The 22287-nt window shown below is 71.3% G+C and carries 27 protein-coding genes; 15 read left to right on the top strand and 12 right to left on the bottom strand.

The genetic code is table 11. The annotated features are described in order from the left end of the window. Positions 1-14 precede the first annotated feature (14 nt). Genes DI005_RS16060 through DI005_RS16050 form a run of 3 tightly spaced genes read left to right on the top strand, consistent with a single transcriptional unit; the run spans position 15 to position 1733 of the window. Positions 15-509, top strand: coding sequence for an SRPBCC family protein (locus DI005_RS16060; RefSeq protein WP_112266248.1), 495 nt, complete (start codon positions 15-17; stop codon positions 507-509). After that, positions 506-1402 (top strand): SDR family oxidoreductase, encoded by an 897-nt coding sequence (locus DI005_RS16055; protein ID WP_113642675.1) that lies wholly within the window; start codon positions 506-508, stop codon positions 1400-1402. Before DI005_RS16060 ends, DI005_RS16055 begins: the two co-directional genes overlap by 4 nt. Positions 1403-1406: 4 nt before the next feature. Then, positions 1407-1733: a helix-hairpin-helix domain-containing protein gene (locus tag DI005_RS16050; RefSeq protein ID WP_199542841.1), complete on the top strand. Its 327-nt coding sequence runs from the start codon at positions 1407-1409 to the stop codon at positions 1731-1733. On the opposite strand, the gene DI005_RS16045 is transcribed toward DI005_RS16050, so the two are convergent. Continuing rightward, a complete protein-coding gene (locus tag DI005_RS16045) occupies positions 1726-2145 on the bottom strand; it encodes an ester cyclase (protein ID WP_113642674.1) in 420 nt (139 codons plus the stop codon). The two genes, DI005_RS16050 and DI005_RS16045, sit on opposite strands and share 8 nt — an antisense overlap. 77 nt (positions 2146-2222) lie before the next feature. Between DI005_RS16045 and DI005_RS16040 the strand changes: the two genes are divergently transcribed. The 3 genes from DI005_RS16040 to lexA are packed head-to-tail and all read left to right on the top strand — an operon-like array spanning position 2223 to position 4091. Beyond that, the gene (locus DI005_RS16040) at positions 2223-2888 is read left to right on the top strand and encodes a TetR/AcrR family transcriptional regulator (protein ID WP_113642673.1); all 666 of its coding nucleotides are present in this window, start codon (positions 2223-2225) and stop codon (positions 2886-2888) included. Positions 2889-2913: 25 nt separating this feature from the next. Further along, positions 2914-3414 carry a hypothetical protein gene (locus DI005_RS16035; RefSeq protein ID WP_158303026.1) on the top strand — a complete coding sequence of 167 codons (501 nt, stop codon included), beginning with the start codon at positions 2914-2916 and terminating at the stop codon, positions 3412-3414. A 14-nt stretch (positions 3415-3428) separates the two neighbouring features. After that, the gene (gene lexA / locus DI005_RS16030) at positions 3429-4091 is read left to right on the top strand and encodes a transcriptional repressor LexA (RefSeq protein WP_112266792.1); all 663 of its coding nucleotides are present in this window, start codon (positions 3429-3431) and stop codon (positions 4089-4091) included. 5 nt (positions 4092-4096) lie between these two features. Here lexA and DI005_RS16025 read toward each other — a convergent pair whose 3' ends face one another. Genes DI005_RS16025 through DI005_RS16005 form a run of 5 tightly spaced genes read right to left on the bottom strand, consistent with a single transcriptional unit; the run spans position 4097 to position 8540 of the window. After that, positions 4097-4465, bottom strand: coding sequence for a VOC family protein (locus DI005_RS16025; protein ID WP_113642671.1), 369 nt, complete (start codon positions 4463-4465; stop codon positions 4097-4099). Positions 4466-4483: 18 nt separating this feature from the next. Continuing rightward, complete coding sequence (locus DI005_RS16020; RefSeq protein WP_113642670.1) at positions 4484-6196, bottom strand: asparagine synthetase B; 1713 nt, start codon at positions 6194-6196, stop codon at positions 4484-4486. 9 nt (positions 6197-6205) lie between these two features. Continuing rightward, entirely contained in the window at positions 6206-6712 is a 507-nt protein-coding gene (locus DI005_RS16015) for a hypothetical protein (RefSeq protein ID WP_199542839.1), read from the bottom strand. A gap of 11 nt (positions 6713-6723) precedes the next feature. Beyond that, complete coding sequence (locus tag DI005_RS16010) at positions 6724-7524, bottom strand: hypothetical protein (RefSeq protein ID WP_113642669.1); 801 nt, start codon at positions 7522-7524, stop codon at positions 6724-6726. Then, positions 7521-8540, bottom strand: coding sequence for a hypothetical protein (locus tag DI005_RS16005; protein ID WP_113642668.1), 1020 nt, complete (start codon positions 8538-8540; stop codon positions 7521-7523). The genes DI005_RS16010 and DI005_RS16005 overlap by 4 nt, the downstream gene beginning before the upstream one ends. Positions 8541-8678: 138 nt before the next feature. On the opposite strand from DI005_RS16005, the gene DI005_RS16000 reads away from it, so the two are divergent. The 3 genes from DI005_RS16000 (at position 8679) to DI005_RS15990 (ending at position 10921) form a co-directional block, all read left to right on the top strand. After that, a complete protein-coding gene (locus tag DI005_RS16000; RefSeq protein ID WP_113642667.1) occupies positions 8679-9413 on the top strand; it encodes a hypothetical protein in 735 nt (244 codons plus the stop codon). A gap of 170 nt (positions 9414-9583) precedes the next feature. Next, positions 9584-10327, top strand: a complete 744-nt coding sequence (locus DI005_RS15995; RefSeq protein ID WP_228713598.1) for a hypothetical protein — start codon at positions 9584-9586, stop codon at positions 10325-10327. A gap of 6 nt (positions 10328-10333) precedes the next feature. Then, positions 10334-10921: a class F sortase gene (locus DI005_RS15990; RefSeq protein WP_113642666.1), complete on the top strand. Its 588-nt coding sequence runs from the start codon at positions 10334-10336 to the stop codon at positions 10919-10921. A gap of 23 nt (positions 10922-10944) precedes the next feature. On the opposite strand, the gene DI005_RS15985 is transcribed toward DI005_RS15990, so the two are convergent. From DI005_RS15985 to DI005_RS15970, 4 genes are all read right to left on the bottom strand, one after another. Beyond that, positions 10945-11853, bottom strand: a complete 909-nt coding sequence (locus DI005_RS15985) for a mechanosensitive ion channel family protein (RefSeq protein WP_113642665.1) — start codon at positions 11851-11853, stop codon at positions 10945-10947. Between the two features lie 79 nt (positions 11854-11932). Then, positions 11933-12880 (bottom strand): sugar kinase, encoded by a 948-nt coding sequence (locus DI005_RS15980; RefSeq protein WP_147263850.1) that lies wholly within the window; start codon positions 12878-12880, stop codon positions 11933-11935. Position 12881: 1 nt separating this feature from the next. Then, entirely contained in the window at positions 12882-13778 is an 897-nt protein-coding gene (locus tag DI005_RS15975) for a dihydrodipicolinate synthase family protein (RefSeq protein WP_112266270.1), read from the bottom strand. Positions 13779-13782: 4 nt separating this feature from the next. After that, positions 13783-14943, bottom strand: coding sequence for a mandelate racemase/muconate lactonizing enzyme family protein (locus DI005_RS15970; protein WP_113642663.1), 1161 nt, complete (start codon positions 14941-14943; stop codon positions 13783-13785). Positions 14944-15034: 91 nt separating this feature from the next. On the opposite strand from DI005_RS15970, the gene DI005_RS15965 reads away from it, so the two are divergent. Genes DI005_RS15965 through DI005_RS15940 form a run of 6 tightly spaced genes read left to right on the top strand, consistent with a single transcriptional unit; the run spans position 15035 to position 20514 of the window. Beyond that, entirely contained in the window at positions 15035-15835 is an 801-nt protein-coding gene (locus DI005_RS15965) for an IclR family transcriptional regulator (protein ID WP_113642662.1), read from the top strand. Then, complete coding sequence (locus DI005_RS15960; protein ID WP_112266276.1) at positions 15832-16464, top strand: bifunctional 4-hydroxy-2-oxoglutarate aldolase/2-dehydro-3-deoxy-phosphogluconate aldolase; 633 nt, start codon at positions 15832-15834, stop codon at positions 16462-16464. Before DI005_RS15965 ends, DI005_RS15960 begins: the two co-directional genes overlap by 4 nt. Positions 16465-16496: 32 nt before the next feature. After that, positions 16497-17765 (top strand): ABC transporter substrate-binding protein, encoded by a 1269-nt coding sequence (locus DI005_RS15955; protein WP_113642661.1) that lies wholly within the window; start codon positions 16497-16499, stop codon positions 17763-17765. Beyond that, positions 17758-18702: a carbohydrate ABC transporter permease gene (locus tag DI005_RS15950; RefSeq protein ID WP_113642660.1), complete on the top strand. Its 945-nt coding sequence runs from the start codon at positions 17758-17760 to the stop codon at positions 18700-18702. Before DI005_RS15955 ends, DI005_RS15950 begins: the two co-directional genes overlap by 8 nt. Further along, on the top strand, positions 18702-19553 hold the full coding sequence (locus DI005_RS15945) for a carbohydrate ABC transporter permease (protein WP_112266282.1): 852 nt from the start codon (positions 18702-18704) through the stop codon (positions 19551-19553). Before DI005_RS15950 ends, DI005_RS15945 begins: the two co-directional genes overlap by 1 nt. 7 nt (positions 19554-19560) lie before the next feature. Then, positions 19561-20514 (top strand): zinc-binding dehydrogenase, encoded by a 954-nt coding sequence (locus DI005_RS15940; RefSeq protein ID WP_113642659.1) that lies wholly within the window; start codon positions 19561-19563, stop codon positions 20512-20514. On the opposite strand, the gene DI005_RS15935 is transcribed toward DI005_RS15940, so the two are convergent. Together DI005_RS15935 and DI005_RS15930 are read right to left on the bottom strand one after the other, a co-directional pair. Beyond that, entirely contained in the window at positions 20496-21359 is an 864-nt protein-coding gene (locus DI005_RS15935; protein ID WP_113642658.1) for an LLM class F420-dependent oxidoreductase, read from the bottom strand. The genes DI005_RS15940 and DI005_RS15935 overlap by 19 nt on opposite strands. Before the next feature lie 56 nt (positions 21360-21415). Beyond that, positions 21416-22228: a TIGR02452 family protein gene (locus DI005_RS15930; protein ID WP_199542836.1), complete on the bottom strand. Its 813-nt coding sequence runs from the start codon at positions 22226-22228 to the stop codon at positions 21416-21418. Positions 22229-22287: the final 59 nt, after the last annotated feature.

Below are 22287 nucleotides of genomic sequence, written 5' to 3'. Positions count from 1 at the left end.
CGAGGAGAACGACCATGCCGCGCTGGTTCCCGTTGACCGAGGCCGACGACGAGTTCGTGCGCACCGCGCCGGTGCGGTTCGAGCACGTCGTCGACCTGCCCGCGCCGCCGTCGGTGGTCTGGCGGGTGCTCACGGCCGACGACGCGCTGGCGTCGTGGTCACGCCTCGTCACCCGCGCGGAGTGGACGTCGCCGAGGCCGCTCGGGCCCGGGGCCACTCGGCTGGTGACGCTGGGCGGCGCGCTGACGCTCGAGGAACGCTTCTACCGCTGGGAAGAAGAGCGCCGGATGACTTTCACGGTCGACCGGGCCACCGGCCCCGGACTCCGCCGCTTCGCGGAGGACCTCGCACTCGACGCCGTCCCCGGAGGGACACGCCTGCGCTGGACGTTCGCCAGCGAGCCCGTGTCCTCGCTCGTCCCCGCGGCGAAGCCCGCCGCGGCACTGCTGCGGCGCGTGACCGCCGGGCTGCCGCGGGGCCTGGCCCGGCGCGTCGAGGAGGTGCGGTGAGCCGCCACCTGCGGACGTTGCTCGGCGTCGTCCGCGACCTTGGCCTTCCGCTGCCCGGGCCGTCGCAGGACCTGCGCGACAAGTCCGTGCTGATCACGGGGGCCGCGAGCGGCATCGGCCTGGCATTGGCCCACACGCTGCACGCCAGGGGAGCCGTGCTGGGCCTGGTGGACCGGGACGAGACCGCGCTCGCCGCCGTGGCGGCCGAGCTCGGCACCCGCGCGCATCCCGCGGTGGCCGACGTCGCCGACCGGTCCGGCATCGCCGACGCCATCGGCGGGCTCGCGCGGCACACGGGCGGCTGGGACGCGGTGGTGGCCAACGCGGGGGTGACGCCGTCGCCCGGCACGCTGCGGCAACTGCCGCCGCACGAGTTCGACCGGGTCGTGTCCGTGAACCTCACCGGGGTGTTCAACACCGTCCGGCCAACCCTCGACGACGTGATCGCCCGGCGCGGCTACGTGCTCGTGGTGTCGTCGGCGGCGGCGTTCACGCCCGGTCCCGGCGGGTCGCCGTACATGATCAGCAAGGCGGGCGTCGAGCAGCTGGGCCGCGCGCTGCGGCTGGAGCTCGCCCCGCACGGCGCGGACGTCGGCGTGGCCTACTTCGGCTTCGTCGACACCCCGCTCGCCCGCGCGACACTCGACGACGACCCGCTCGGCCGAGCGCTCGAAGCCCGTCTGCCAGGCCCACTGCGCAAGCGGATCACCGCGGAGCAGGCGGCCGAGGTGCTCGCTCGGGCCATCGCGCACAGGCCGGGCCGCGTGGTCGCACCCGCGGCCTGGCAGCCGTGGGCGTTGCTGCGCGGCGTGCTCAATGTGGTGGCCGACCGCCACCTGGCGGCCGATCCTTCGTGTCACGCGCTGATCCGGGATCTGGAGGCACGACATTGAGCCGGTGTCCGAACTGTTCAAGACGCCGCGCCGCCCGGCTGCTGAACTGGCGGACATGAGTTCTCGACGACACGACGGTTCCGGCCTGTTGGAGCTGGTCAACGTGGGACCCGCGGTGGCGCGGCACCTCGAACGCGCGGGGATCACCGAGCGCGGGCAGCTCAGGGGCTGCGATCCCATCGAACTGTACGAGCGCCTGTGCGCGATCGACGGGCAGCGGCACGATCCCTGCCTGCTGGACACGTTCATGTCCGTTGTGGACCAGGCCAACGGCGCGCCGCCGCGCCCGTGGTGGAACTACACAGAGGAACGGAAACGCCTGCTCAGCTGACGTCGCCCTCGCCTCGGAGCTGGCGCCAGAGTGAGGCGTCGTCACGCACCGCCCAGTGCTCGACGCCCTTGCCGCCGGCCACCCGGACCAGGTGCATCTGCTTGTAGGCGAAGCGGCGGCCAGTGGGAGCGAGGCCGAAGAACTCGCCGGTGTGCCTGCCGCTGTGGGTGCAGTGGATCGCCACCGTGTCACCTTCCGCGATCACCCGGTGGATCTCCCAGCGCTGGTCGCTGAAGGCCTTATTGAGCAGGTGCATGTAGTACGTGACGCTGCCGAGGCCGGGTGGGGTGCCTGGCGGCGCCTCGTGGTTGACGAATTCGTCGCTGACGAGCGTGGCCAGCGCAGCCTCGTCGTCGGCAGGGAAGACCTCTTCCAGGACCCGCCGCGCGATGGTTTTGACGTCGTTGCTCATGACTCCTCCCGAAGAGTTGCCCGTGGCTGTGTGTCAGTCGCGGGAGAAGCAATTTCGTGACAGTATCATTCTCGCCAATGAGCGAGAAAGCAAGACCCAGGCGACGCTACGACGCGCCGAAACGGCGTGAGCAGGCCGCGCGCACCAGGGCGCAGGTCATCGAGGCCGCGCGCAGGGTCTTCCTCGAGTACGGCTACGCCCGCGCGACCATCCCCCGGATCGCGGCGGAGGCGGGCGTCGCGGTGGAGACCGTGTACCGCTCGGCGGCGGGCAAGGCCGGGTTGCTGGAGGCCGCGGTGCAGGCGGCACTGGCCGGGGGGCCCGAGCGGGCGGAGGTTCCGGTGCGGGAGCGGCCGGGAATTCGGCGCGTGATCGAGGAGCGAGAGCCTCGGCGGCAGCTCGCGCTGTACGCGCGGACGCAACCCGGCGTGTGGAGCCGCGTTGGGCCGCTGCTGCGGGTGCTCGATGCCGCGGCGCCCGGTGATCCGAAGCTGGAGGCGCTGCGGGAAGCACACGCGCGGCAACGGCTCGACGGCCTGCGTGACTTCGCTGCCCTGCTCGCCGATCGCGGTGCCCTGCGACCCGGACTGTCCGCCAAGCGCGCCGCGGACCTCATCTGGACCATCTGCGCGCAGGCCAACTACGAGGCGCTCGTGACCAGTCGCGGATGGACTCATGACGAGTACCGGGACTGGCTCACCGACACGCTCGTGCACGCGCTGCTACCGGCCACCTTCGAGTGAGTACACGCCGTTTACGATGCCGCGAGTGGAGCACGGGACAGGACGACAGGTGGTCGCCGCGGTGGCGGCCGTGGCGATGCTGGGGCTCACCGCGTGCAGCGAGGACAGCGAGGAGACCGACTCGGCCTCGGACTGGCAGCAGGAGGACCCGTGCTCGCTGCTGACCGAAGAGGAGGCCGAGACCTACCTCGGTGAGGACGCCTCGGCCATCACTCCGAAGCGGACGGACGAGCAGGACCGGCCGCGCTGCGACTGGAAGGGAACCGGTACGGGGGAGGTGACGCTCATGCTCTGGGAGCCGCCGATGCCCGACGTGATCACCGACACCAGCGACACCGTCAAGGTCGGTGACACCATCGGTTACATCACCTCGGAGACCGCCTCCAGCTGCCACCTCGACGTCGAGGCCCACCCGGCGTTCGTGCAGTTGCAGGCCCGCGGTTCCGGTGGCCTGACGAGCGACGAGAGCTACTGCGACGCGGTGGCGAGGACGGCGGACGGTGTGCTGGCACGGCTGGGCTGGTGACTACGATGCCGCAGGTGACCACCTACGACGAGTTCGACGCGTTCGGCGACCTGGACGCCTCGGCACTTCCTCACCGGCAGCAGCGAATCCTGGTCGCCATCCGGGACTGGGTGGTCAGGTACGGGTACTCGCCGAGCACGCGTGAGATCGGTGACGCTGTCGGCCTGCGCTCGACGTCCTCGGTGTCGAAACACCTGGCGAGCCTGGAGGAAAAGGGCTTCCTGCGGCGCAGCAGCTCCGTGTCCCGGCCGATCGACGTACGCGCGTTCCTGCGCGAGCCGTCCGGTGGTCAGTCCACAGAGGACTCAGTGCCCGTTCCCGTTGTCGGTGACATCGCGGCGGGTACGCCCATCTCCGCGGTGGAGCACGTCGACGACACGCTGACGCTGCCCCGCGAGCTGATCGGGCGCGGCAACGTGTTCGGCCTGCGCGTGCGTGGTGACTCGATGATCGACGCCGCGATCTGCGACGGCGACATCGTGGTGGTGAAGCAGCAGTCGGAAGCCCACTCGGGCCAGATCGTCGCCGCGATGATCGACGGCGAGGCCACGGTGAAGGTGTTCCGTCGCAGGGGTGGCCACGTCTACCTCGAACCGCGCAATCCCGCCTACGAGGTGATCGACGGTGACGAGGCCGTGGTGCTCGGCGTCGTGGTCTCGGTGCTGCGCAGCGTCTGACGCTCCTAGCCCGCGAGCGGCGAGCCGATGCGGTGCAGCGTGCCCTCCGGGTCCACGTAGGCGAACTCGCGCAGTCCGTACGGTGTGTCCTGTGGAGCGGTGAAGCGGCCCCCGACACCGGACGCCGACCATTCGGTGTGCACCGCGTCGGCGTCCGAGACGTAGACGTACACCGCGGCGCCGGTGCGCTTCGGGTCGTGCTCGGCCCATTCGGTCAGGTGCAGCCAGACCTCGCCGCGGTTGGCGAAGCCGTAGTCCGCGTCGGTATCCGCTTGCTCGACCGTGAACCCGAGCAGCCGGTAGCGCTCCAGCGCCGCCGCCAGATCCCGCACCGGGACGATCGGCGTGATGTCCTCGAACCGCACCTCGTCCATGCCACCACGGTACGCGCGTCAGCCGCCGACCTCGAACGAGCGCAGCCACAGCTCCAAAGTCAGCACCAGCCACAGCTTCCCGCCGTGCCTCGGCAGCAGCGTGCCTTCCCTGCGCAGCCAGGTCCGGAGCGTGTCGGGGCGGACCAGGCCGCGTTGCCGGGTCGTGCGGCTCAGCAGCAGGTCGTTGCCGAGTTCCCGCAGCGGACCCGCCAGCCATTGCTGCACGGGCACCCGCATGCCGCTCTTCGGACGGTCCACCACCGTCGCGGGAAGCAGGTCCCTGACCGCTTCCTTGAGGACCCATTTTTCCGTGGTACCCGCCAGTTTCCAGCGGGGCGGCACCCGGAACGCGTGGTCGATCACGGGACGCGCGAACAGTGGTGACCTGCCCTCCAGCCCGCTCGCCGCGGTGATCCGCTCCACCTTGCTCAGGATGTGGTGTGCGCCCTTCGTGCGGAGGTTCGCGTGCAGCAACTGGTTGAGCAGGCTGTGCATCCGGCCCTGCCGCAGGTAGGGCGAGACCAGCTCGGCCGGGTGCGGCGCGTCGGTCAGCTCCGCGAGCACGTCGCCGGTGAGCAGGACGGGGAGGTCGGCGTAGCACTTGCGGTAGGAGTCCAGGTAGGCCAACGCTCTCGCGCGCGGATCGGGATCGTCGCGATGCAGCTCGGAGATCAGCATCGGCAGGTTCTTGGGCCCGCCGAACACCGGGTCGCCGCCCTCGCCGTTGAGTACCACGCTCATCCCGTCGCCCGCGACGGCCTCGGCGAGCAACCGGTTCGGCACGGTCAGCGGGTCGCCGACGGGGCAGTCCAGCAGCGCGACCGTGTCCGGCAGCCGCGCGGCGACGGTCTCGCCCGCGACGGTCAGCACGCGGTGTTCGGTGTGGCAGTGCGCCGCCACGAGCCCCGAGTAGCCGAGCTCGTTGGGTAGCTCGTCGCCGAAGCTGATCGAGTAGGTGCGCACGGGGTTGTCGTGCAGCTTCGTGGCGAGCGCCGTCACGAGGCTGCTGTCGACGCCGCCGGAGAGCAGGACGGCGGCCGCCTCGCCGCTGGGCAGCCGCCGCGCGGTGGCCTCCTCCAGCAGTGCGCGGAGCGCGTGCGCGTGCTCGGCGGCCGGGCGCTCGTCGGTCAGCTCCTGCGGCTCCCAGAAGACCTCCTCCGCGGTGGTGGTGTCCGCACGCAGCCGCAGGCACCGGCCCGGCAGCACCTCGTGGACGCCGCGTAGCAGCGTCTCGGCGCCGGGCAGGTAGGCGAACGTGAGGAAGGACCTGACCGCGGAGAGGTTCAGCCCGGTGTCCAGCGCGGGCCAGCGCTGTATCGCCCGCAGCGACGTCGACGCGAGCCAGCTTCGGCCGGACCGCGCGTAGAACGCCGTGCGTGCTCCGGTGTGGTCGCGCACCAGCACCAGCTCGGGACCGTCCGCGATGGCCAGCGCGAACATCCCGTCGGCGGCGGCGAGCCCGGCGAGTCCGAAGCGGGCGTAGCTGTGCAGCAGCAGCTCGGTGTCGGAACACGCGGGCGACGGAGCGTCGGTGCCGAGCCGCGAGCGCAGCTCGGGGGCGTTGAACAACGTGACCTCGCCGACCGCTGTCAACCCGGCCGCTCGGCACGGCGCGGTGGCGGCGCCCGGCCCGTCGAGCAGGCCGAACGCGTGCCTGCCCGCCGTCAGCACATCCCGTCCGCCGACCGCGACGAGGTCACCGTCCGCCGAGGACGCACACCAGCGTGTCATACCGCGGTCTCAGCCGAAATCGCCGCCGTCATCCAAACCGCCCTCGCCGTCGGACCAGTCGTCGTCGTACGTGTCGTCGCCCTCACCGGTGCTCCCGGCGTCCCCGCCGCCAGTGCTCTGCGCCTGCTGCCGCAGCTCCTGTTCCTCCGCCTCGGTCATCGACATCGGCGGCATCACCAGCCCGGCGACGAGCGCGCCGCCCGCCACCCCGGCGAGCACGGCGCCGACGCGTCCACCGAAGGACGAACGGTTCACCGTGAGCACCCCGTCGCCCCACAGGGTTCGCCCGTAGCCCGCCTCCCGGCCGTAGAGCACACGCCCGTCGTGGAACGTCCGCTTGACGATCCTGCGGCCCAGCGGCTCGTCGGTGCCGCTCACGCCGTGGCTGTCGCGCCACGTCACCACGCCGCCCTCGCCGCGCGTGCGCCATTCGGAGCGCCCGTCGGAGTAGCGCCGGTGCACCGTTCCGTCGGCGAGCAGCTCGTCGGTGTAGGTGTTTTCCCGTCTCGGCCGCACGGTTGCCTCCCTCATGCGCTCGGCCAACTCAGAAAGCCCGTTTCCCTGGCCCCGCGCAGATCCGGTCTCCGCGCGCGGGTGGGCCGGACGTCGCGAACCAGCCGGTGCACCGTGCGCAGCAGCGACGCCGGGCGGACCGCGGCGACCTCCGTGAACCGCCCGCGGGCGAGCCAGTCCCGCTCCCACGGGCTCACCCCGGACGGCGGCGGGACCGCAGGGCCGCGCCCGTGCGCCAGGTGCAGCGCACCGGCGTGCCGGGGCCGCAGGCCGATGCCGGTCACGCGCACGTCCTGCGGTATCGCGGCCAGCCGCCGCAGCCTGGCGGGGAACGCCAGGCCGGGCACGCTCGCGTCGTGCAGCGCGTAGACGGTGGGCCGCTCGGTCCTGCCGAGCATCGCCACCACCCCGTCGGCCAGCGGCAGCTCGGCCGCAGCGAACACCGGGCACGCCGATTCCATCGGGACCCCGTTGGCGCGCAACATGTTCGCGATCGAGTCCGATTCGCACACCAGCAGCCGGGGCAGGCCGTAGTCGAACAGGTCCGGTTCCCGCGTGTGGCGGCCCACCTGGCGACGTGCGGGCTCCACAGGGGGCAGCAGGCCGGGCAGGGGTCCGATCCGCTTCAGCGCGGCGCGGAAACGCGGATAGGGCACCGCGGGTGCGACGGTGAACGCCCACCGGCGTGGCACCCGGTGCGCGGGCCGAAGCACCCGGCATAACTCGTAGTACAGCTGCCGTTCGGTGAAGCGCAGTCCGCCCGGCTCGGCGACGCGCTCGGCGGCGACGCGCAGGGCGCGATCCAGGACGTTCATGCGCCGGGCCAGGTGAGGAAGCCGACCTGCCGGGCGGCCCGCCGGTCGGCGTCGAGTTCGCCGTGTGCCCTGGCGATCGCTCGGTCGAGCACCTTGAGCAGCCGGGGCGGGCGCACCGCGGCCAGCGGCGACCACCAGCCCGCGCCGAGCCAGCCGGCCTCCTCCTGGGTCATTGCGGGATCGAGTGCGCGCAGCCCCCGCACCTCGGCCTCCGGCAACGGCCGCTCGCGCAGCTTGATGGCCTTCTCCTCAGCCAGCACGGCCTTCGGGCGCAGCCCTGGCGTCACCACCCGGGAGCCGAACGCGGCCCGCGCGTCGGCGGCCAGGCGGATGCCCTCGGGGCTCGCGTCGTGCAGCACGACGACGTGAACATCCGGCGGAACCCGGTCGAGGGAACCGACGAGCGCGGCCGAGTGGGCAGCGGCGACGCCGTTCGCCGCGAGGCACGCGAGCACGGTGGGATCGGGGCACACCACGGCGACCCGCGGCTCGGTCACGACGGGAACGGTGACCTTCGAATCGTCTACCATGCCCGGCGGCAGGTCGCCGTCGTAGGTGGCTTCCCAGCGCAGCAGCCGGGCGCGGAAATCGCCGAGTTTCTCGGGCATCCGGATCTTCGCCCTGCGCTCGTACCACGGCCAGGCGACGAAGAAGAGCAGCAGCAGAACGACCACCAGCACACCCACCGCGGTCAGCGCGGTTCCCCAGCTGAGGTCGGTCGAGATGGCCGCGACCACCGCGATGATGCCCGCGATGAAGACGAAGCAGCCGATGCCGAAGATCTTGTCGAACGGATCGGGCAGGCGGCCGCGCGCGGCGGCGTACCACAGTTGCGGCAACGTGTAGTGAATTCTGCCGTCATCGGTGAGCTTTTCGGCGAGCCGGTGCACCCGCAGATCGTGGATGCGGATGCCGCCTTCCTTTGGCTCCAGGGCGAAAAGCCGAGAGCAGTACTTGCAGCGGTAGTCGGAGCGTTCGCTGCGCTTGAGGTCTCGATGGCAGTGGGGGCAGATCATCGCGAGCCGCCACTCTCGCCTGCGCGCCTCGTCAAAACCACTGTTCCGCCCCCATCGACCTGAGGTAGATCATAAAGGAGCGCGGCCGGAAAACAAGCAATCGCAACAAAAGCCGGCCGCCGACCGGGAGGTGCCATCATGTCCGACCCACGGCTGAAGCGCGACGCGGACGCGGAGAACGAGGTCCACGACGTCGCGTCCTTCGTGGATCCGGCACGGAACGTGGTGACTCCGGTACTGCGGTTGCCGGAGGAAGCGGCGCTCGCCGTGGTCACCGCATTCGCCGAGATCGTGGGCGCGGCGAAACGCAGCCGCATCGCGACGACGGAGGACCGGGACGGGATCGTGCGTTCGCAGGTCTTCGAGGAGGGCGACGTGTACCTTCTGGAGACGCCGTTCGACGGCTTCTTCGCCGACCGCTACGTGATGGACTTCTACAACGTCAGGGAGCGCGGCGTGTGCTCGCGCATGCACCTGCACACCGGGCTGCGGTTCGTGCGCATGATGACCGGGCCGGAGACCCGGATCAGGGTGAGCAGCCTGTCGCCGTTCGAGGTGACGAACGTTCCCGGCGTGACTCCCTTCGTGCCGCGGGAGTTCGAGGACGAACTGCCGGACGCGCCGGAAGGAGTGCGGCGAACTCGTTACAATCTCGTTGTTCCGCCGTGTTCGTTCGTGGACATGCAGATTCCGCGAGGGGTGAGTCACCAGTTCAACGCGATCGGCGAGCACGCGGTGATCGATTCCGTGCACCCCGAGGAATCCATCGAAACGTTCCGGGAGAAGATGTCGGGTTACCGGATGATGGCGCAGACTGTCTTCCTGGCAGAGGAACTCCCCTCGTCGGAGGCGTGCGACAACTTTCCGACCTGACCTCGGCGAAGCTCGTCAATTTCCGACCGTCACGTCGGCAAGTAGTTCGGCGCGTTACGGTTTTCGCGCATGATCTTTCTCATGTTTTCGCGTTACCCGTTCGGGTGATTTGTCGGGCAGGATCTTGCGGTACCTGAACTGCTTTTTCGAATTCCTGCCTGGGAGCAATCTTGAGAAAGCCCTTGCGCGGCATCGCTGGTGCCGCGCTGTCGACAACGCTGATCCTGACCGTGTTCGCGGCTCCCGCGCTGGCTCAGGACGAGGGGGCGGGCACGTCCACCGACGTCGCCGTCACCACCACCACCGCACCGCCCGAGACGACGACGTCGGAGTCCGCGCCGGAGACCTCCACCTCGGAGGCCGCGCCCGAGACGACCACCTCGGAGACCGGTTCGGCCACCACCACGACAACCTCCGAGTCGACGGCGACGACGACCTCGGAGCCCGACGAGTCGTCCACCACCACTACCACGACATCGTCGGAGACCACGGGGCCCGAGGAACCGCCCTATGTGGACGACACGGGGTACGGCATCGACCTCGACCCCGAGCAGGGACTCGGCCTGCTGCTGATCGCGTGCGCGGCAGGTGAGCCGACCGGCGTCACGTCGCCGGACTTCGAGATCCTCGACGGCCCGTGGCAGGACGAGACCGACGGCCGCTACTGGGCGTACCTCGTGCAGCTGCAGCCGGGTCTGACCTTCGCCGACGGCAACGTGGTGGCCGACTGGGTCTGCGGCGGGGAGCCCGGCGGCGGGTCGGGCAGCGGCGGTGGCGGCAGCACGCCGGTCGCTCCGGTGCCCGGCTCGGAGGACGCGGGCGACTGGCAGCGCGAGAACGGTGGCGACGCGCAGGTCGGCTTCGCGCCGAAGGGCGGCGTCGAGACCGGTGCCGGCGGCATCGCGCGGGACTGACCGTTGATGCGTTCGCAGTTCCGGGGCGGCCGCGTGCTCGCGGCCGCCCTGCTCGCCTCACTCGCACTCGCCGGCTGTGGTTCGTCGGGCGCACCCGAGTCGGCGCCCCAGCCGACCACGTCGGTGCCGGTGACGAAGCCCTACGACAAGCTCCGGCCGACGCAGGTGACGATCCCGAAGATCGGCGCCGACTCGTCGCTGATCTCGGTGGCCGTCACCAAGGACGGGGCGATGGCCGTGCCGTCGGTGAAGGAACCGATGCAGGCGGCCTGGTACCGGCTTTCGCCCGTGCCGGGCGAGATCGGGCCCGCGATCGTGCTCGGGCACGTCGACGGCAACAAGCAGGCCGGCATCTTCGCCCGGCTGCACGAGCTGGTGCCCGGCGACGAGATCAAGGTGCGCCGCAGCGACGGCGAGGAGCTGACTTTCGCCGTCGAGCGCTCGATCCAGGTGCCGAAGGAAGAGTTTCCGACCGAGGCGGTGTACGGCAACACCGACAAGGCGCAGTTGCGCCTGATCACGTGTGGTGGCGTGTTCGACGGCGAGGAACACAGCTACGAGGACAACGTCATCGTCTACGCCAACCTCGTCTGATCCGCTCCGGCGCCGGGACGACCTCAGCCCGACTGGGTCGCTCCGGCGCCGGTGAGCGGCAGCACCGGGTACGCCACCTTCACGCCCGCCTCGTCCATTCCGGACTTGAGGTGCTCGCGCAGCGCCCTGCCCAGCGACCACTGCTCGCCGGGCTGGGTGGTCACCAGCACCCGGACCGTCACCGCGCCGTTGCCGATGCCGACGACCCCGTTGATGTCGGGGCGTTCCAGGATCTTCGGCGCGTACGCCGGGTGCTCGGCGAACTCGTCGATGCTGCGCTGGATGACGTCCTTCGCGTGGTCGATGTCCACCGTGTAGTCCAGGGGCAGCTCCACCACGGCGTTGGCCCAGTCCTGGTTCATGTTGCAGACGCGCATGATCTCGCCGTTGCGCACGTGCCACAGCCCGCCGTTGAGGTCACGGATCTTGGTGATGCGCAGGGTCACCGCCTCGACGGTGCCCACGGCGTCGCCGGCGTCGATCACGTCGCCGACGCCGTACTGGTCCTCCATCATCATGAACATCCCCGACAGGAAGTCCTGCACCAGGCTCTGCGCGCCGAAGCCGATGGCGAGGCCCACCACGCCGGCGCTGGCGATGATCGGTCCGATGTTGATGCCCACCTGGCCGAGAATGGTCACGAAGGCGATCCCGAAGATCACGAACGTCGCCACGCTCTTGAGCACCGAGGCGATCGTCTCCGCCCGCTGCCGCTGCCGTTCTCTGCGCGCCTGGTCGGCACTCTTGACGATCCGCGTCGCCATCTTGGTGCGGTGCAGCCGTTCCCGCGAGCTGACCATCCGCCGGGCCAGCTGGTCGATCACCCGGCCGACGAGCGCCCGCAGGATCACGGCCACCACGATCACGATCGCGATGTTGATCGCGCCGGAGATCAGCGCGCTGGAGTTCTCGTTGAACCAGTTCGCCACCATGCTCCCTTCCACGTCGACACAGGCCTGTCGGCGCGGCTACCCGGGAGCCGGCGACGTCATGCGAAACGTCCGTTGCGAGTTATCGCACAGCATCCCGCCGTAACGCCTCGGCCAGCAGCTTCGCGGCCGAGGCGCGGTCCGGCAGGCCCGCCGTGTCCCCCGTGTGAGCGAGGACGTCTGCCGCGAGGCGGGAACCGAGCCACGCGGCGGCACCGGGAGCGCCGCCGGCGAGTCGCGTCGCGAGGTACCCGCCCGCGAACGCGTCGCCCGCGCCGACCGGGTCGACCACCTCGGTCGCGAGGCTCGGCTGGTGGTGGAGCGTGCCGTCGCCGGCGGTCCACCAGCAGCCGTCGGGCCCGCCCTTGACCACCACCTCGCCCACCCCTGCCCTGCGCACCATCTCGGCCGGATCCGCCGTGCCGAACAGGGGTTCCGCCTCGTCGGTGCCCACGAGCAGCAGGTCGGTGTGGGGGAGGATCGCCGACAGAGTGCGGACGGCGCGGCCCTCCGGGTCGAGTGCCGGGCGCAGGTTCACGTCCACGACGAGGCGGCTGCCGTGTGCGGCCGCGTGCTCCGCGACGTGCCGGACGAGGCGTTCCGGGCCGGGGCCCAGTGCGGCCGTCAGCCCGGACACCAGCACCGCGCGCGGCCGGTGCCGCAGGGCCCGCACGGCGTCGGCGACATCGAGGGCCGACGCCGCCGAGCCTGCGCGGTAGTACCGCACGCGGCGCGCGCCGTCCGGCAGCGCGTCCTTGGCGAACAGCCCGGTTTGTCTCGTCCGGTCCCGCTCGGCGTCGAGGGTGACGCCGAGCGCGGCGGCGGCGTGCTCGACGCGGTCCGCGAACGCGTCGTCGCCGAGCCGCGTGCACAGCACGGCCCGCCTGCCCAGCAGGGACAGCGCGGCGCACGTGTTCAGCTCGGCGCCCGCCACGTGGACCTCGAACGTCGGCGAGGTCGTGAGCGTCCCGCCAGCCGGGGGCTGCACGAGGACCATCGGCTCGCCGATGCCGACCACGTCTACGCCCAACTCAGCCCGCCTTCAGCGGCAGCTCGTCCAGGATCGCGTGCAGGCTCTGCCTGCTCGCCTTGTCCAGCGGCGCCGCGGGCAGTCGCACCGTCGCGTGCTCGATTAGCCCGCGCCGCACCAGTACCTCCTTGTGCACGGCCCACGCGATGCCGGACTGGAGTCCGAAGAGGACCAGCGGGAGCAGCTTCGCGAACGCCGCGCGGGCCTCGGCGCGCCTGCCCTCGGTGAAGTCGGCCAGCACCGGGGCGAGCAGGTCGGGGAACTCGCACGCGGGCATGGTGCCGATGGCACCGCGGGCGTACTCCTCCAGCACGAACTGGGCGTTCTGGCCGCCGAGCACGGCGACGGTGTCGGGCACGCGCTCCACGACGGCGCCGACCTTCGGTGCGGTCGGTGGCGCCTCGACCTTCACCGACGTGATCCGGTCCAGCTCGCACAGCTGGGCGATCAGCGGCGGCGGCATCGCGACACCGGTTGCCCCCGGCGCGTCCTGCACCATGATCTCCACCGACGTGCCCGCCGCGACGTCGCCGTAGAAGTCGGCGAGCTGGGTGGCGCTGGGCTTGACCAGGAACGGCGGGAGCACCATCAGCGCCTGCGCGCCGAGGTCCTCGGCGGCGCGGGCCTGCTCCAGGGCGGTGACCGTGGAGGTTCCGTTCACGCCGGCCACGACGGGCACAGCGCCCGCCACGACGTCCGTGATCGTGGTGAGGATCCGCTCCCGCTCCTCGGCGGTGAGCGCGAAGCCCTCGCTGGCCATGCCGAACGTCGCGACGCCGTCGACCCCGGAGGCGAGCTGGAACTCGGTGAGCCGGGCGAGCCCGGCGAGGTCGAGCGATCCGTCCTGGTCGAACGGGGTGGCGAGGATGGGCACGAGACCGTGTACGGCGTGCGGCATCGGGTCAGGACTCCTTGGCGAGAGCTGCCACGGCCTCGGCGTCGACCTCGACGCCGAGCCCGGGACCGGTGGACAGGGACATGGCGGACGGTTCCACCGCGAGCTGACGGGCGAGGATGCGCTCGCCAACCCGCACGGACGTGGGCTGGTACTCGAAGGCGGGCAGGTCCTCCACGGCCGCACTGACGTGGAGTCCCGCCGCGACAGCCACGCCGAGCCCCACCGAGTGGTGCGGCGCGACGGGCACGTGGTGGGCGGCGCACACCTCGGCGATGGCCATCGCCTCGGTGATGCCGGTGCGGGCGACGTCGGGCTGCGCGATGCGCAGGGCACGGGCCGTCACCCACTGGGCGAACTCGAAACGGTTGCGCAGGGCCTCGCCCACGGCGACGGGAATCGACGCACGGGCGACCAGTTCGGCGTGCGCGGTGACGTCCTCCGGCGCGAGCGGTGCCTCCAGGAACCAGCAGTCGCGCTCGTCGAGGCCGTCGGCGAGCCGAAGCGCCTCGTCGATCGAGTACGCCCAGTGCGCGTCGACGGCGATCCGCAGCTCCGGCGCGGCCGCGAGGATGGCGTCGACCGTGGCGAGGTCCGCGGCGACACCGTGGCCGAGGTGCAGCTTCACCGACGTGGCGCCGCGAGCGGCCCATTCGCGCGCCAGCTCGGCCCTGCCCTCGTCATCGGGCTTCGGGAGGCCGGAGACGTAGGTGGGCACCCGGGTGCGGAAGGCGCCGCCGAGCAGCTCCGCGACGGTCCGCCCCGTGAGCTTGCCCGCGAGGTCCCACAGCGCGATGTCGACGGCGGCCAGCGCGTCGGCCTGGTGACCGACGAGGTGGCCGCGCTCGCGCATGAGGTCGCGCAGCCGAGACCACGCCGGACGCGGTGCGCGTGCGTCCGCGCCCCTCAGTACGGGCGCGAGCAGCAGGTCCACGATCGCGGCAGGCACCTCGGGGGCGACGGGCGCGAGCGCCTCGCCCCAGCCGGTGGTGCCGTCCTCCGCGGTGAGCCGCACCAGCAGCGTCTCGTAGCGGTCGGAGTAGAGGCTCCGCCACGGCTCGCGGACCTGGTAGCCGGCCGAGGGCGCGCTGCCGTCGGTGAGGCGGCCGAGGTACGCCTCCTCGGCCGGAAGCTTCAGAACGAACGTCTCTACCGCCGTGATTCTCATGCGAGATGCGCCATCTGGATGACTCCATGCAGCATGTGCGTAAGACTTCCACATATTGCATGAGTGATGCAAACCAGCGAGAAAGGGCGGCATGGCGACCGATCAGGGGATGAACCAGAGCGTCGAGAAGGCGGCGGCCGTGCTGGCCACGTTCCTCGACGGGCGCGGTGACCTGCGCGTTTCCGACGTCGCGCAGCGCGCGGGCGTCGGGCAGTCCACCGCCTCCCGCCTGCTCGCCACGCTCGAACAACTCGAATACGTCGAGCGAGACGAGGTCAGTTCGCTCTACCGGCTCGGCCCCGCCGTGATCTCGCTGGCGGGCGCCGCAGTGAACCAGCACTCCGTGCACCGCGAGGCACGCCAGCACGCGCAGGCCCTCGCGTGCTCGCTGGGCCTCGGCGCCAACGTCGCGGTCCGGCGCGGGGCGTCGCTGTTCTACCTGTGCAACTTCGAGGGCACGCTCGCGCCGAAGTCCTACACGCTGCTCGGCCAGCGCAACCCGCTGCACGCCACGGGGATCGGCAAGTGCCTGCTGCTCGGGCTCACGCCGGACCGGCGCCGCGAGCTGCTGCCCGAGCTGCCCCGCTACACCCAGCACACGCTCACCACCCACGACGCGCTCGACGCGGACCTGGCGACGGTCGCCGAGCGCGGTTACGCCATCGAGCGCGAGGAGTTGGCGCTCGGGCGGGCGTGTGTCGCCGCGCCGGTGCTCGACGGCTCGGGCACGGTGACGGCCGCGATCTCGATCTCCGGACCGCTGTCGGCGATCGATCTGCCGAACCGCGAGGTCGAGCTCGGGCGCAAGGCGATCGAGGTCGCCGACTCGATCAGCATCGGACTCGGCTACATCGGGCCGAGCCACCCGGTGGGCGTGGGTACGGGCCGATGACCGGCGCCGTCGCCGCCGCGCTCGCCGCCACACCGGTGATCGGCATCATCCGGCTGCCCGACGCGACCGGAGCGGTCGAGGCCGCCGAGGCGCTGTGGCGTGGCGGCGTGCACGCCGTCGAGGTCACGCTCACCACCGAGGGCGCCGCCGACGCCATTCGCGCGCTGCGCGACCGCGAGCAGGGCTCCGGCGTGGTGGGCGCTGGCTCGGTGCGCACCGCCGCCGACGCGCGCCACGCCATCGCAGCCGGGGCACGTTTCCTCGTCACGCCCACGTTCCAGCCCGCCGTGCTCGACACCGCCCGCGCCGAGGGCGTACCCGTGATGTGCGGCGGTCTCACGCCCACCGAACTCGACTCCGCGGCACAGGCGGGCGCCGACTACCTCAAGCTCTTCCCCGCCTCGTCCGTCGGACCTGGCTACGTGCGCGAGTTGCTCGCGCCGATGCCCGACCTGAAGATCATCCCGACCGGCGGCGTCCGTGCCGACCACGTGGCCGCGTGGGCCTCGGCAGGCGCCTGCGCGGTGGCCGCCGGGTCCGCACTCGTTTCCGCCCACCTCGTCGCCGAGGGCGACTGGGTGGAGCTCACCGCGCGAGCCGAACGGTTCGCGCGCGCCTGGCCGCGCTGATCCGGCCCAGCACAGTCCACAACGGAGTGAACATGATCGCGTTGCACCGCAAGCTCAGGCGCGGGCTGGCAGTGGCGGCCGCCGCCGTGCTGCTCGCCGCCGCAGGCGGGTGTGGACCGTCCACGGAGGACGGCAAGCTCGTACTGGAGTTCCCGTCCTGGCAGGCAGACGACGAGTCCTTCTCGCCGTTCTGGCACGAGCTGATCGCCGCCTACGAGGACGCGCATCCGGACGTCGACATCGACTTCTACCAAGTGCCCTTCGACAGTTTCGTCGCACAGCAGACCACCCGGTTCGCGGCGGGCGACCCGCCGGACATCGTGCACCTGCCCTCCAGCAACGCGGTCGAGTTCGCCGCGCGCGGCTGGCTCGCGCCCCTGGACGAGCGGCTCGCGGGCACCGACGTGCTGCGCACGTGGACGCCGTTGCAGGAGCAGATGAAGTGGGACGGCCACTACTACGGCCTGCTCCTGCTGGGCTACGGCTACGCGCTGTTCTACAACGAGCAGCTGCTACAGCAGGCCGGAGTTCAGGTACCGAAGACGCCGGAACAGCTGCTCACGGCCGCGCGTGCGGTGTCGGCGAAGCAGGGCGACTCGTTCGGCTTCGGCGCCACCACGGTGCAGAACCCGGACAACTACACCGAGTTGACGTCGTTCCTCGTCGGCAACCACGCGTCGTGGTCGGAGCCGGACGGCAAGATCACCGCCGACACCGAACGGGCGCGCACGGCGCTGGAGCAGTACCGCGAGGTGCTCGCCACCGCGCCACCCGGCATCCAGTCGCAGCAGCGCAACGAGCTGTTCCTCAACGGACAGATCGCGATGCTCGTCGACGGCCCGTTCCTGCTGTCCGAAGTGGAGGGTGCCTCGGCCGAGGTGCGCGAGCACCTGAAGGTCACCGCGCCGCCGTTCGACGTCGTGCCCGGCGGGGTCAGCAACAGCCTGCACATCCCCGCCGGTGCCGAGCCCGAGGTGGCCGACGCGGTGTGGGACTTCGTCGAGCTGGCCTCGCAACCGCGCTGGCAGGAGCGGTACACGCAGCTCACCGGTGTGCCGGCGCCGAGGGAGGGCTCGGTCACCGAGCAGGCGCTGGCCGAGACGCCCGAGCTGGAGCTGTTCGCCCGGCTCGCCGACGAGGCGGTGGACATCTTCCCCGAGTCGCCGCAGCTGCGGCGCAACTACGGCCGGGTCGGCGACGCCGTCGCCGCGGCGGCCATCCGCCTCATCGCCACGGACCTCCCGGTCGCCCGGGTGGCGCAGTCGCTGCAGCGTGACCTCGAAGGAGTCGGTGATGACTGACGTGCTGGCCCCCGCGCGGACGACCCGGCCGAGCCCGCCGAAGCGGCGGCGCTCGCGCGCACAGCGCGACCGGATCTTCGCGTGGGGCATGCTCACGCCGACGATCGCGGCGGTCGGGCTGCTCATGGCCTACCCGATCTACATCGCGATCAACCTGAGCTTCCGCGGCGGCGAGATCGCCGACCTGCAGAACCTCGGCCAGTACCCGCTGACGCTCGGCAACTACGCCGACGTGATCACCGACCCGCAGCTGCTCGGCGACATCTGGCGCTCGATCGTCTACACCGTCGGCGTCGTGGTTCCGGCGTTCGCGATCGGGCTCGGGCTCGCGCTGCTGCTGAACAAGACGTTCCCCGGCAAGCGGATCGTCCGCCCGCTGGCGTTGCTGCCGTGGGCGGTGCCGGGTGTCGCGGTGAGCGCGGCGTTCAGCTGGATGCTCGACGGCTCGTTCGGTGTGATCAACTACCTGCTGCGCTCGGTCGGCCTCATCGAGCAGAACGTCGCATGGCTCGCCAGCTCCGACACGGCGATGACCGCGGTGATCATCCCGACCGTGTGGAAGTTCTACCCGTTCTTCACGCTCGTGCTCGTCGCGGCGCTGCAGGCGGTCCCGGGTGACCTCTACGAGGCCGCACGGCTCGACGGGGCGAGCGCATGGCAGCAGTTCCGCTACGTCACGTGGCCCGCGCTGCGGGCACCGGCCGCGCTCGCGATCGTGATCACCGGTGTCGGCGTGTTCCGTGAGTTCGACTTCATCTTCCCGCTCACGGGCGGTGGTCCGGACGACGCGACCACGACGCTGGCTGTGCGGATCTACAACGAGGCGTTCGAGTACTTCACGTTCGGCGCCTCGGCCGCGATCGGCGTCGTCACGATGGTCATCGCCGGTGCGCTGCTGCTCATGGCGGGCCGCTCGGTGCGAGAGGGGATGAACTGATGAGCAAGGTGCTCTCGCGCAGGCGCACGCCCCAGCAGTGGGGTCTGCTGGCGATCAGCCTCGCCGTGCTGGTGGTGCTGCTCTTCCCGGTCTACTGGATGATCATGACGTCGGTGGTGCCGTCGAAGGAGCTGCTGACGTCCTCGCCGCCGCTCGTGCCGCCCGCCGACTCGGCGAGCCTCGACGCCTACGGCGAGGTGCTGGAGAGCAGGCCGATCGGGCTGTGGCTGTGGAACTCGACGCTGGTCACGTTCGGCACCGCGCTGATCTCGATCGTGATCAGCACGCTCGGCGGTTACAGCCTCTCGCGGTTCCGCACGAAGGCACAGCAGGCGATGGGCTTCACGTTGCTGTTCAGCCGGATGCTGCCGGGGACGCTGCTGATCATCCCGGTGTTCGTCATCTTCGCCTCCGCGGGGATGATCAACAACCTGTGGGCGGTGATCCTCGTGAACGTCGCCGCGACCGTGCCGTTCACGACGTGGCTGATGAAGGGCTTCGTCGACGCGATCCCCGCCGAGATCGAGGAGGCGGCGATGATCGACGGCTGCGGCAGGCTCCGCACGCTGTGGCAGGTGATCGTGCCGCTGCTGCGGCCCGGGCTGGCGACCACGTTCACCTACGCCTGCATCCTCGCGTGGGGCGACTTCCTCTTCGCGCGCACGCTGATGCCCAACCCCAGCGACTGGACGATCACCGTCGGCATCGCCTCGTTCATCGGCGAGTTCAGCGTGGACTGGAGCGGGCTCATGGCGGCCGGGATCATGTCGATGGTGCCGATGCTGATCCTGTTCGTGTTCCTGGAGCCCTTCCTCGTCAAGGGAATGGCCTCGGGCTCGGTCAAGGGCTGACGCCGGCATGCGGGCGGTGCGGCTGACGGGTCCCTCGACGCTGGAGCACGCGGAGGTCGCGGCGCCGCGGGACCTGCGCGAGGGCGAGGTGCTCGTGGCCGTGCGCCACGGCGGCGTCTGCGGCAGCGACCTGCCGTACTTCCGCGCGGGCGGCAGGCCGGGGGCGGGCGTGCCGCCGACGGGGTTCCCGCTGCACGAGATCACCGGCGAGGTCAGGGCGTCGCGTGATCCCGGCCTCGCCGAAGGCGACCGCGTGGTGGGCTGGGCCTCGGCGTCCACCGGGCTGGCCGAGCTGGTGGTCAGCGACGGTGCGGGGCTCTGCGTGCTCCCGCCCGAACTACCGTTCACGGCGGCCACGGTGGTCGCGCAACCGCTCGCGTGCGCGCACTACGCCGTCGGCCAGCTCGGCGACGTTCGCGGCAAGCGGGTCGCCGTGCTCGGTCTCGGCCCCATCGGCCTGCTGTTCACGTGGCTGCTGCGGCAGCGCGGCGCCGCGCACGTCACCGGCGTCGACCCCGTCGACCGCACCCCGCTGGCCGGCGCCTACGGACTCGACGAAGTGGTGGTCGCCGACAGCACCAACTGGGCGGCCATGGTCACGCCGCGGCCCGACGTGGTGATCGAGGCGGTCGGGCACCAGACGGCGACGCTCGCCGACGCGATCACCGCCGTCGCCGACGAGGGCACGGTGTACTGCTTCGGGATTCCGTGCGCGGGAACGTATCCGGTGGACCTGACCGCCGTGGTGCGACGCAATCTGCGGCTGATCGGCGGGCTGACGCTGGACCGGCGGCGGATGCTCGCGCATGCGCTGGCGGACCTCGCCCGCGAGCCGTCGCTCGCCGAACGCCTGGTGACCCACGTTCTCGACGTCGCCGACGTGGTGAAGGCGTTCACGCTCGCGGGCAGGCCCGCGCCGGGCAGGCTGAAGGTGGCGCTCGACTACGCGGGCTGGGGCTGACCGAGACCCAGCTTGCCGCCGAGCTTGGCGATGTAGCCGGCGACCTCGGGCTCGGACCGGTCCGGCAGCCCGAACACGACCTCCGTGACCCCGAGGGCACGCCACGTGTCGAGCCGCGCGGCATCGGGTTTGCCCGCCAGCGCCACCACCTCCGGGGCGCCGGGCCGGTCCGCCTCCTGCCACTCGTGGCGCAGCAGGGCGACCTTGTCCGCGAGGTCGTGCTCCAGCGGCGTGGTGATCCAGCCGTCGGCGGTGCGGGCGATCCAGCGGAACGTGCGTTCGGTGCCGCCAGCCCCGATCAGCAGTGGAACGTTGGGACCCCGCACGGGTTTCGGCCACGCCCAGCTCGGCCCGAACGTCACGAACTCGCCGGAGTAGCTCGCCTCGTCGTGCTCCCACAGCGAGCGCATCGCCTCGACGTACTCGCGCAGCATCATGCGCCGTTTTCCTCGCGGCACGCCGTGATCGGTCAGCTCGTCGACGTTCCACCCGAACCCGGCGCCGAGCACCACGCGGCCGCCGGAGAGGTGGTCGAGCGAGGCGATGGTCTTGGCGAGCGTGATGGGATCGTGTTCCACCGGCAGCGCGACGGCGGTCGCGAGCGTGATGCGGGTGGTCACCGACGCCGCCGTCGCCAGCGCGATCCACGGGTCGAGCGTGCGCAGGTACCGGTCGTCGGGCAGGCTCGCTTCACCGGTGCCGGGGTGCGCTGCCTCCCGTTTCACCGGGATGTGCGTGTGCTCGGGCACGTAGAACGAGTCGAACCCGGCGGCCTCAGCCGCCTGCGCCGCGGCGGCCGGGGTGATGCCGCGATCGCTGGTGAACAACACGACGCCGTATCGCACGCTGACTCCTCTCGCCAAGCGCATTAGAACACGTTCTAGTACGTCGGCGCGAGTGATCAGCCTTGGAACGCCTCCCGGAACGCGCTCAGCGTCTCGTGCGGCGGCCGGTCGAGCACCGCGAACACCACGTGTGTGAAGCAGCCCGCGAACGGCTTGGCCAGCAGGTCGGCGAACGTCCCGGCCACGAGACGCGGATCGTTGCCGAAGACGCCGCAGCCCCACGCGCCCAGCACCAGGCGGGAGTGGCCGTTGTGATGGGCGACCGTGAGCACCTTCGCCGCGCGCTCGCGCAGGACGGGCGGGATCCGGGCGCGCTGCTCGTCGCTGGCCGCCGTGGCGTTCGGCGCCGCCGCGGTGAGGAACGCCACCTGGTACGGCTCGTCGAGCAGGGCGTGCTCGTCGTCGCGGAACACCGGAACGCCGGGCGAGTAGACGATCCGGTCGGTGTAGAGCGGGTCGCGATGCTCGCGGTGGTGCTCGTAGTAGGCGGGCGCCGACTCGAGGCACCGCACGAGGCCGGAGGCCCTGGCCAGGCTCTCCTCCTGCGCCCGCGCGCCCGTGCGGTAGCCACCGCCCGGCTTGCGGGCCGAGGCGAAGTTCAGGCACGCGGGCTCGTCGGGGCCCTCGTGCGTGAGCCGCCGCGCGGCCGCGAGCGTGGAACACCCGGCGACCTCGATCCGCGTTGTGGCACCCGGTTGCGGATCAGGCGGCGAGGTGGTCTGTTCCGGCAGGTAGAGGCGGGTGCCCCGCACGGATTCGAACACGGCGGGTGCGATGTCCACGGTCGAGCCCGAGGCACTGGTGTAGCGGCCCGAGGCCACGATCCGGTCGGTCTGCTCGGCGATCGCCGCGAGCTCACTCCGGTCCACCGGGCGACCCTAGCCAACTTTGACTTTCGGCATGGTCGTTTGTTGCCGATCAGCAACTG

Origin of the sequence: Prauserella sp. PE36, from assembly GCF_003311655.1 — a bacterium.
GTDB lineage: Bacteria > Actinomycetota > Actinomycetes > Mycobacteriales > Pseudonocardiaceae > Prauserella_A > Prauserella_A endophytica.
This window is presented reverse-complemented; position numbering and strand designations above follow the sequence as displayed.

Excerpts from the sequence above, each read along its gene's own strand:
- DI005_RS16060 (WP_112266248.1), top strand. The coding sequence starts at position 15 with ATGCCGCGCTGGTTCCCGTTGACCGAGGCCGACGACGAGTTCGTGCGC.
- DI005_RS16045 (WP_113642674.1), bottom strand. The coding sequence starts at position 2,145 with ATGAGCAACGACGTCAAAACCATCGCGCGGCGGGTCCTGGAAGAGGTC.
- DI005_RS16040 (WP_113642673.1), top strand. The coding sequence starts at position 2,223 with ATGAGCGAGAAAGCAAGACCCAGGCGACGCTACGACGCGCCGAAACGG.
- DI005_RS16025 (WP_113642671.1), bottom strand. The coding sequence starts at position 4,465 with ATGGACGAGGTGCGGTTCGAGGACATCACGCCGATCGTCCCGGTGCGG.
- DI005_RS16020 (WP_113642670.1), bottom strand. The coding sequence starts at position 6,196 with ATGACACGCTGGTGTGCGTCCTCGGCGGACGGTGACCTCGTCGCGGTC.
- DI005_RS16010 (WP_113642669.1), bottom strand. The coding sequence starts at position 7,524 with ATGAACGTCCTGGATCGCGCCCTGCGCGTCGCCGCCGAGCGCGTCGCC.
- DI005_RS16005 (WP_113642668.1), bottom strand. The coding sequence starts at position 8,540 with ATGATCTGCCCCCACTGCCATCGAGACCTCAAGCGCAGCGAACGCTCC.
- DI005_RS16000 (WP_113642667.1), top strand. The coding sequence starts at position 8,679 with ATGTCCGACCCACGGCTGAAGCGCGACGCGGACGCGGAGAACGAGGTC.
- DI005_RS15990 (WP_113642666.1), top strand. The coding sequence starts at position 10,334 with ATGCGTTCGCAGTTCCGGGGCGGCCGCGTGCTCGCGGCCGCCCTGCTC.
- DI005_RS15985 (WP_113642665.1), bottom strand. The coding sequence starts at position 11,853 with ATGGTGGCGAACTGGTTCAACGAGAACTCCAGCGCGCTGATCTCCGGC.
- DI005_RS15975 (WP_112266270.1), bottom strand. The coding sequence starts at position 13,778 with ATGCCGCACGCCGTACACGGTCTCGTGCCCATCCTCGCCACCCCGTTC.
- DI005_RS15970 (WP_113642663.1), bottom strand. The coding sequence starts at position 14,943 with ATGAGAATCACGGCGGTAGAGACGTTCGTTCTGAAGCTTCCGGCCGAG.
- DI005_RS15965 (WP_113642662.1), top strand. The coding sequence starts at position 15,035 with ATGGCGACCGATCAGGGGATGAACCAGAGCGTCGAGAAGGCGGCGGCC.
- DI005_RS15960 (WP_112266276.1), top strand. The coding sequence starts at position 15,832 with ATGACCGGCGCCGTCGCCGCCGCGCTCGCCGCCACACCGGTGATCGGC.
- DI005_RS15955 (WP_113642661.1), top strand. The coding sequence starts at position 16,497 with ATGATCGCGTTGCACCGCAAGCTCAGGCGCGGGCTGGCAGTGGCGGCC.
- DI005_RS15950 (WP_113642660.1), top strand. The coding sequence starts at position 17,758 with ATGACTGACGTGCTGGCCCCCGCGCGGACGACCCGGCCGAGCCCGCCG.
- DI005_RS15945 (WP_112266282.1), top strand. The coding sequence starts at position 18,702 with ATGAGCAAGGTGCTCTCGCGCAGGCGCACGCCCCAGCAGTGGGGTCTG.
- DI005_RS15940 (WP_113642659.1), top strand. The coding sequence starts at position 19,561 with ATGCGGGCGGTGCGGCTGACGGGTCCCTCGACGCTGGAGCACGCGGAG.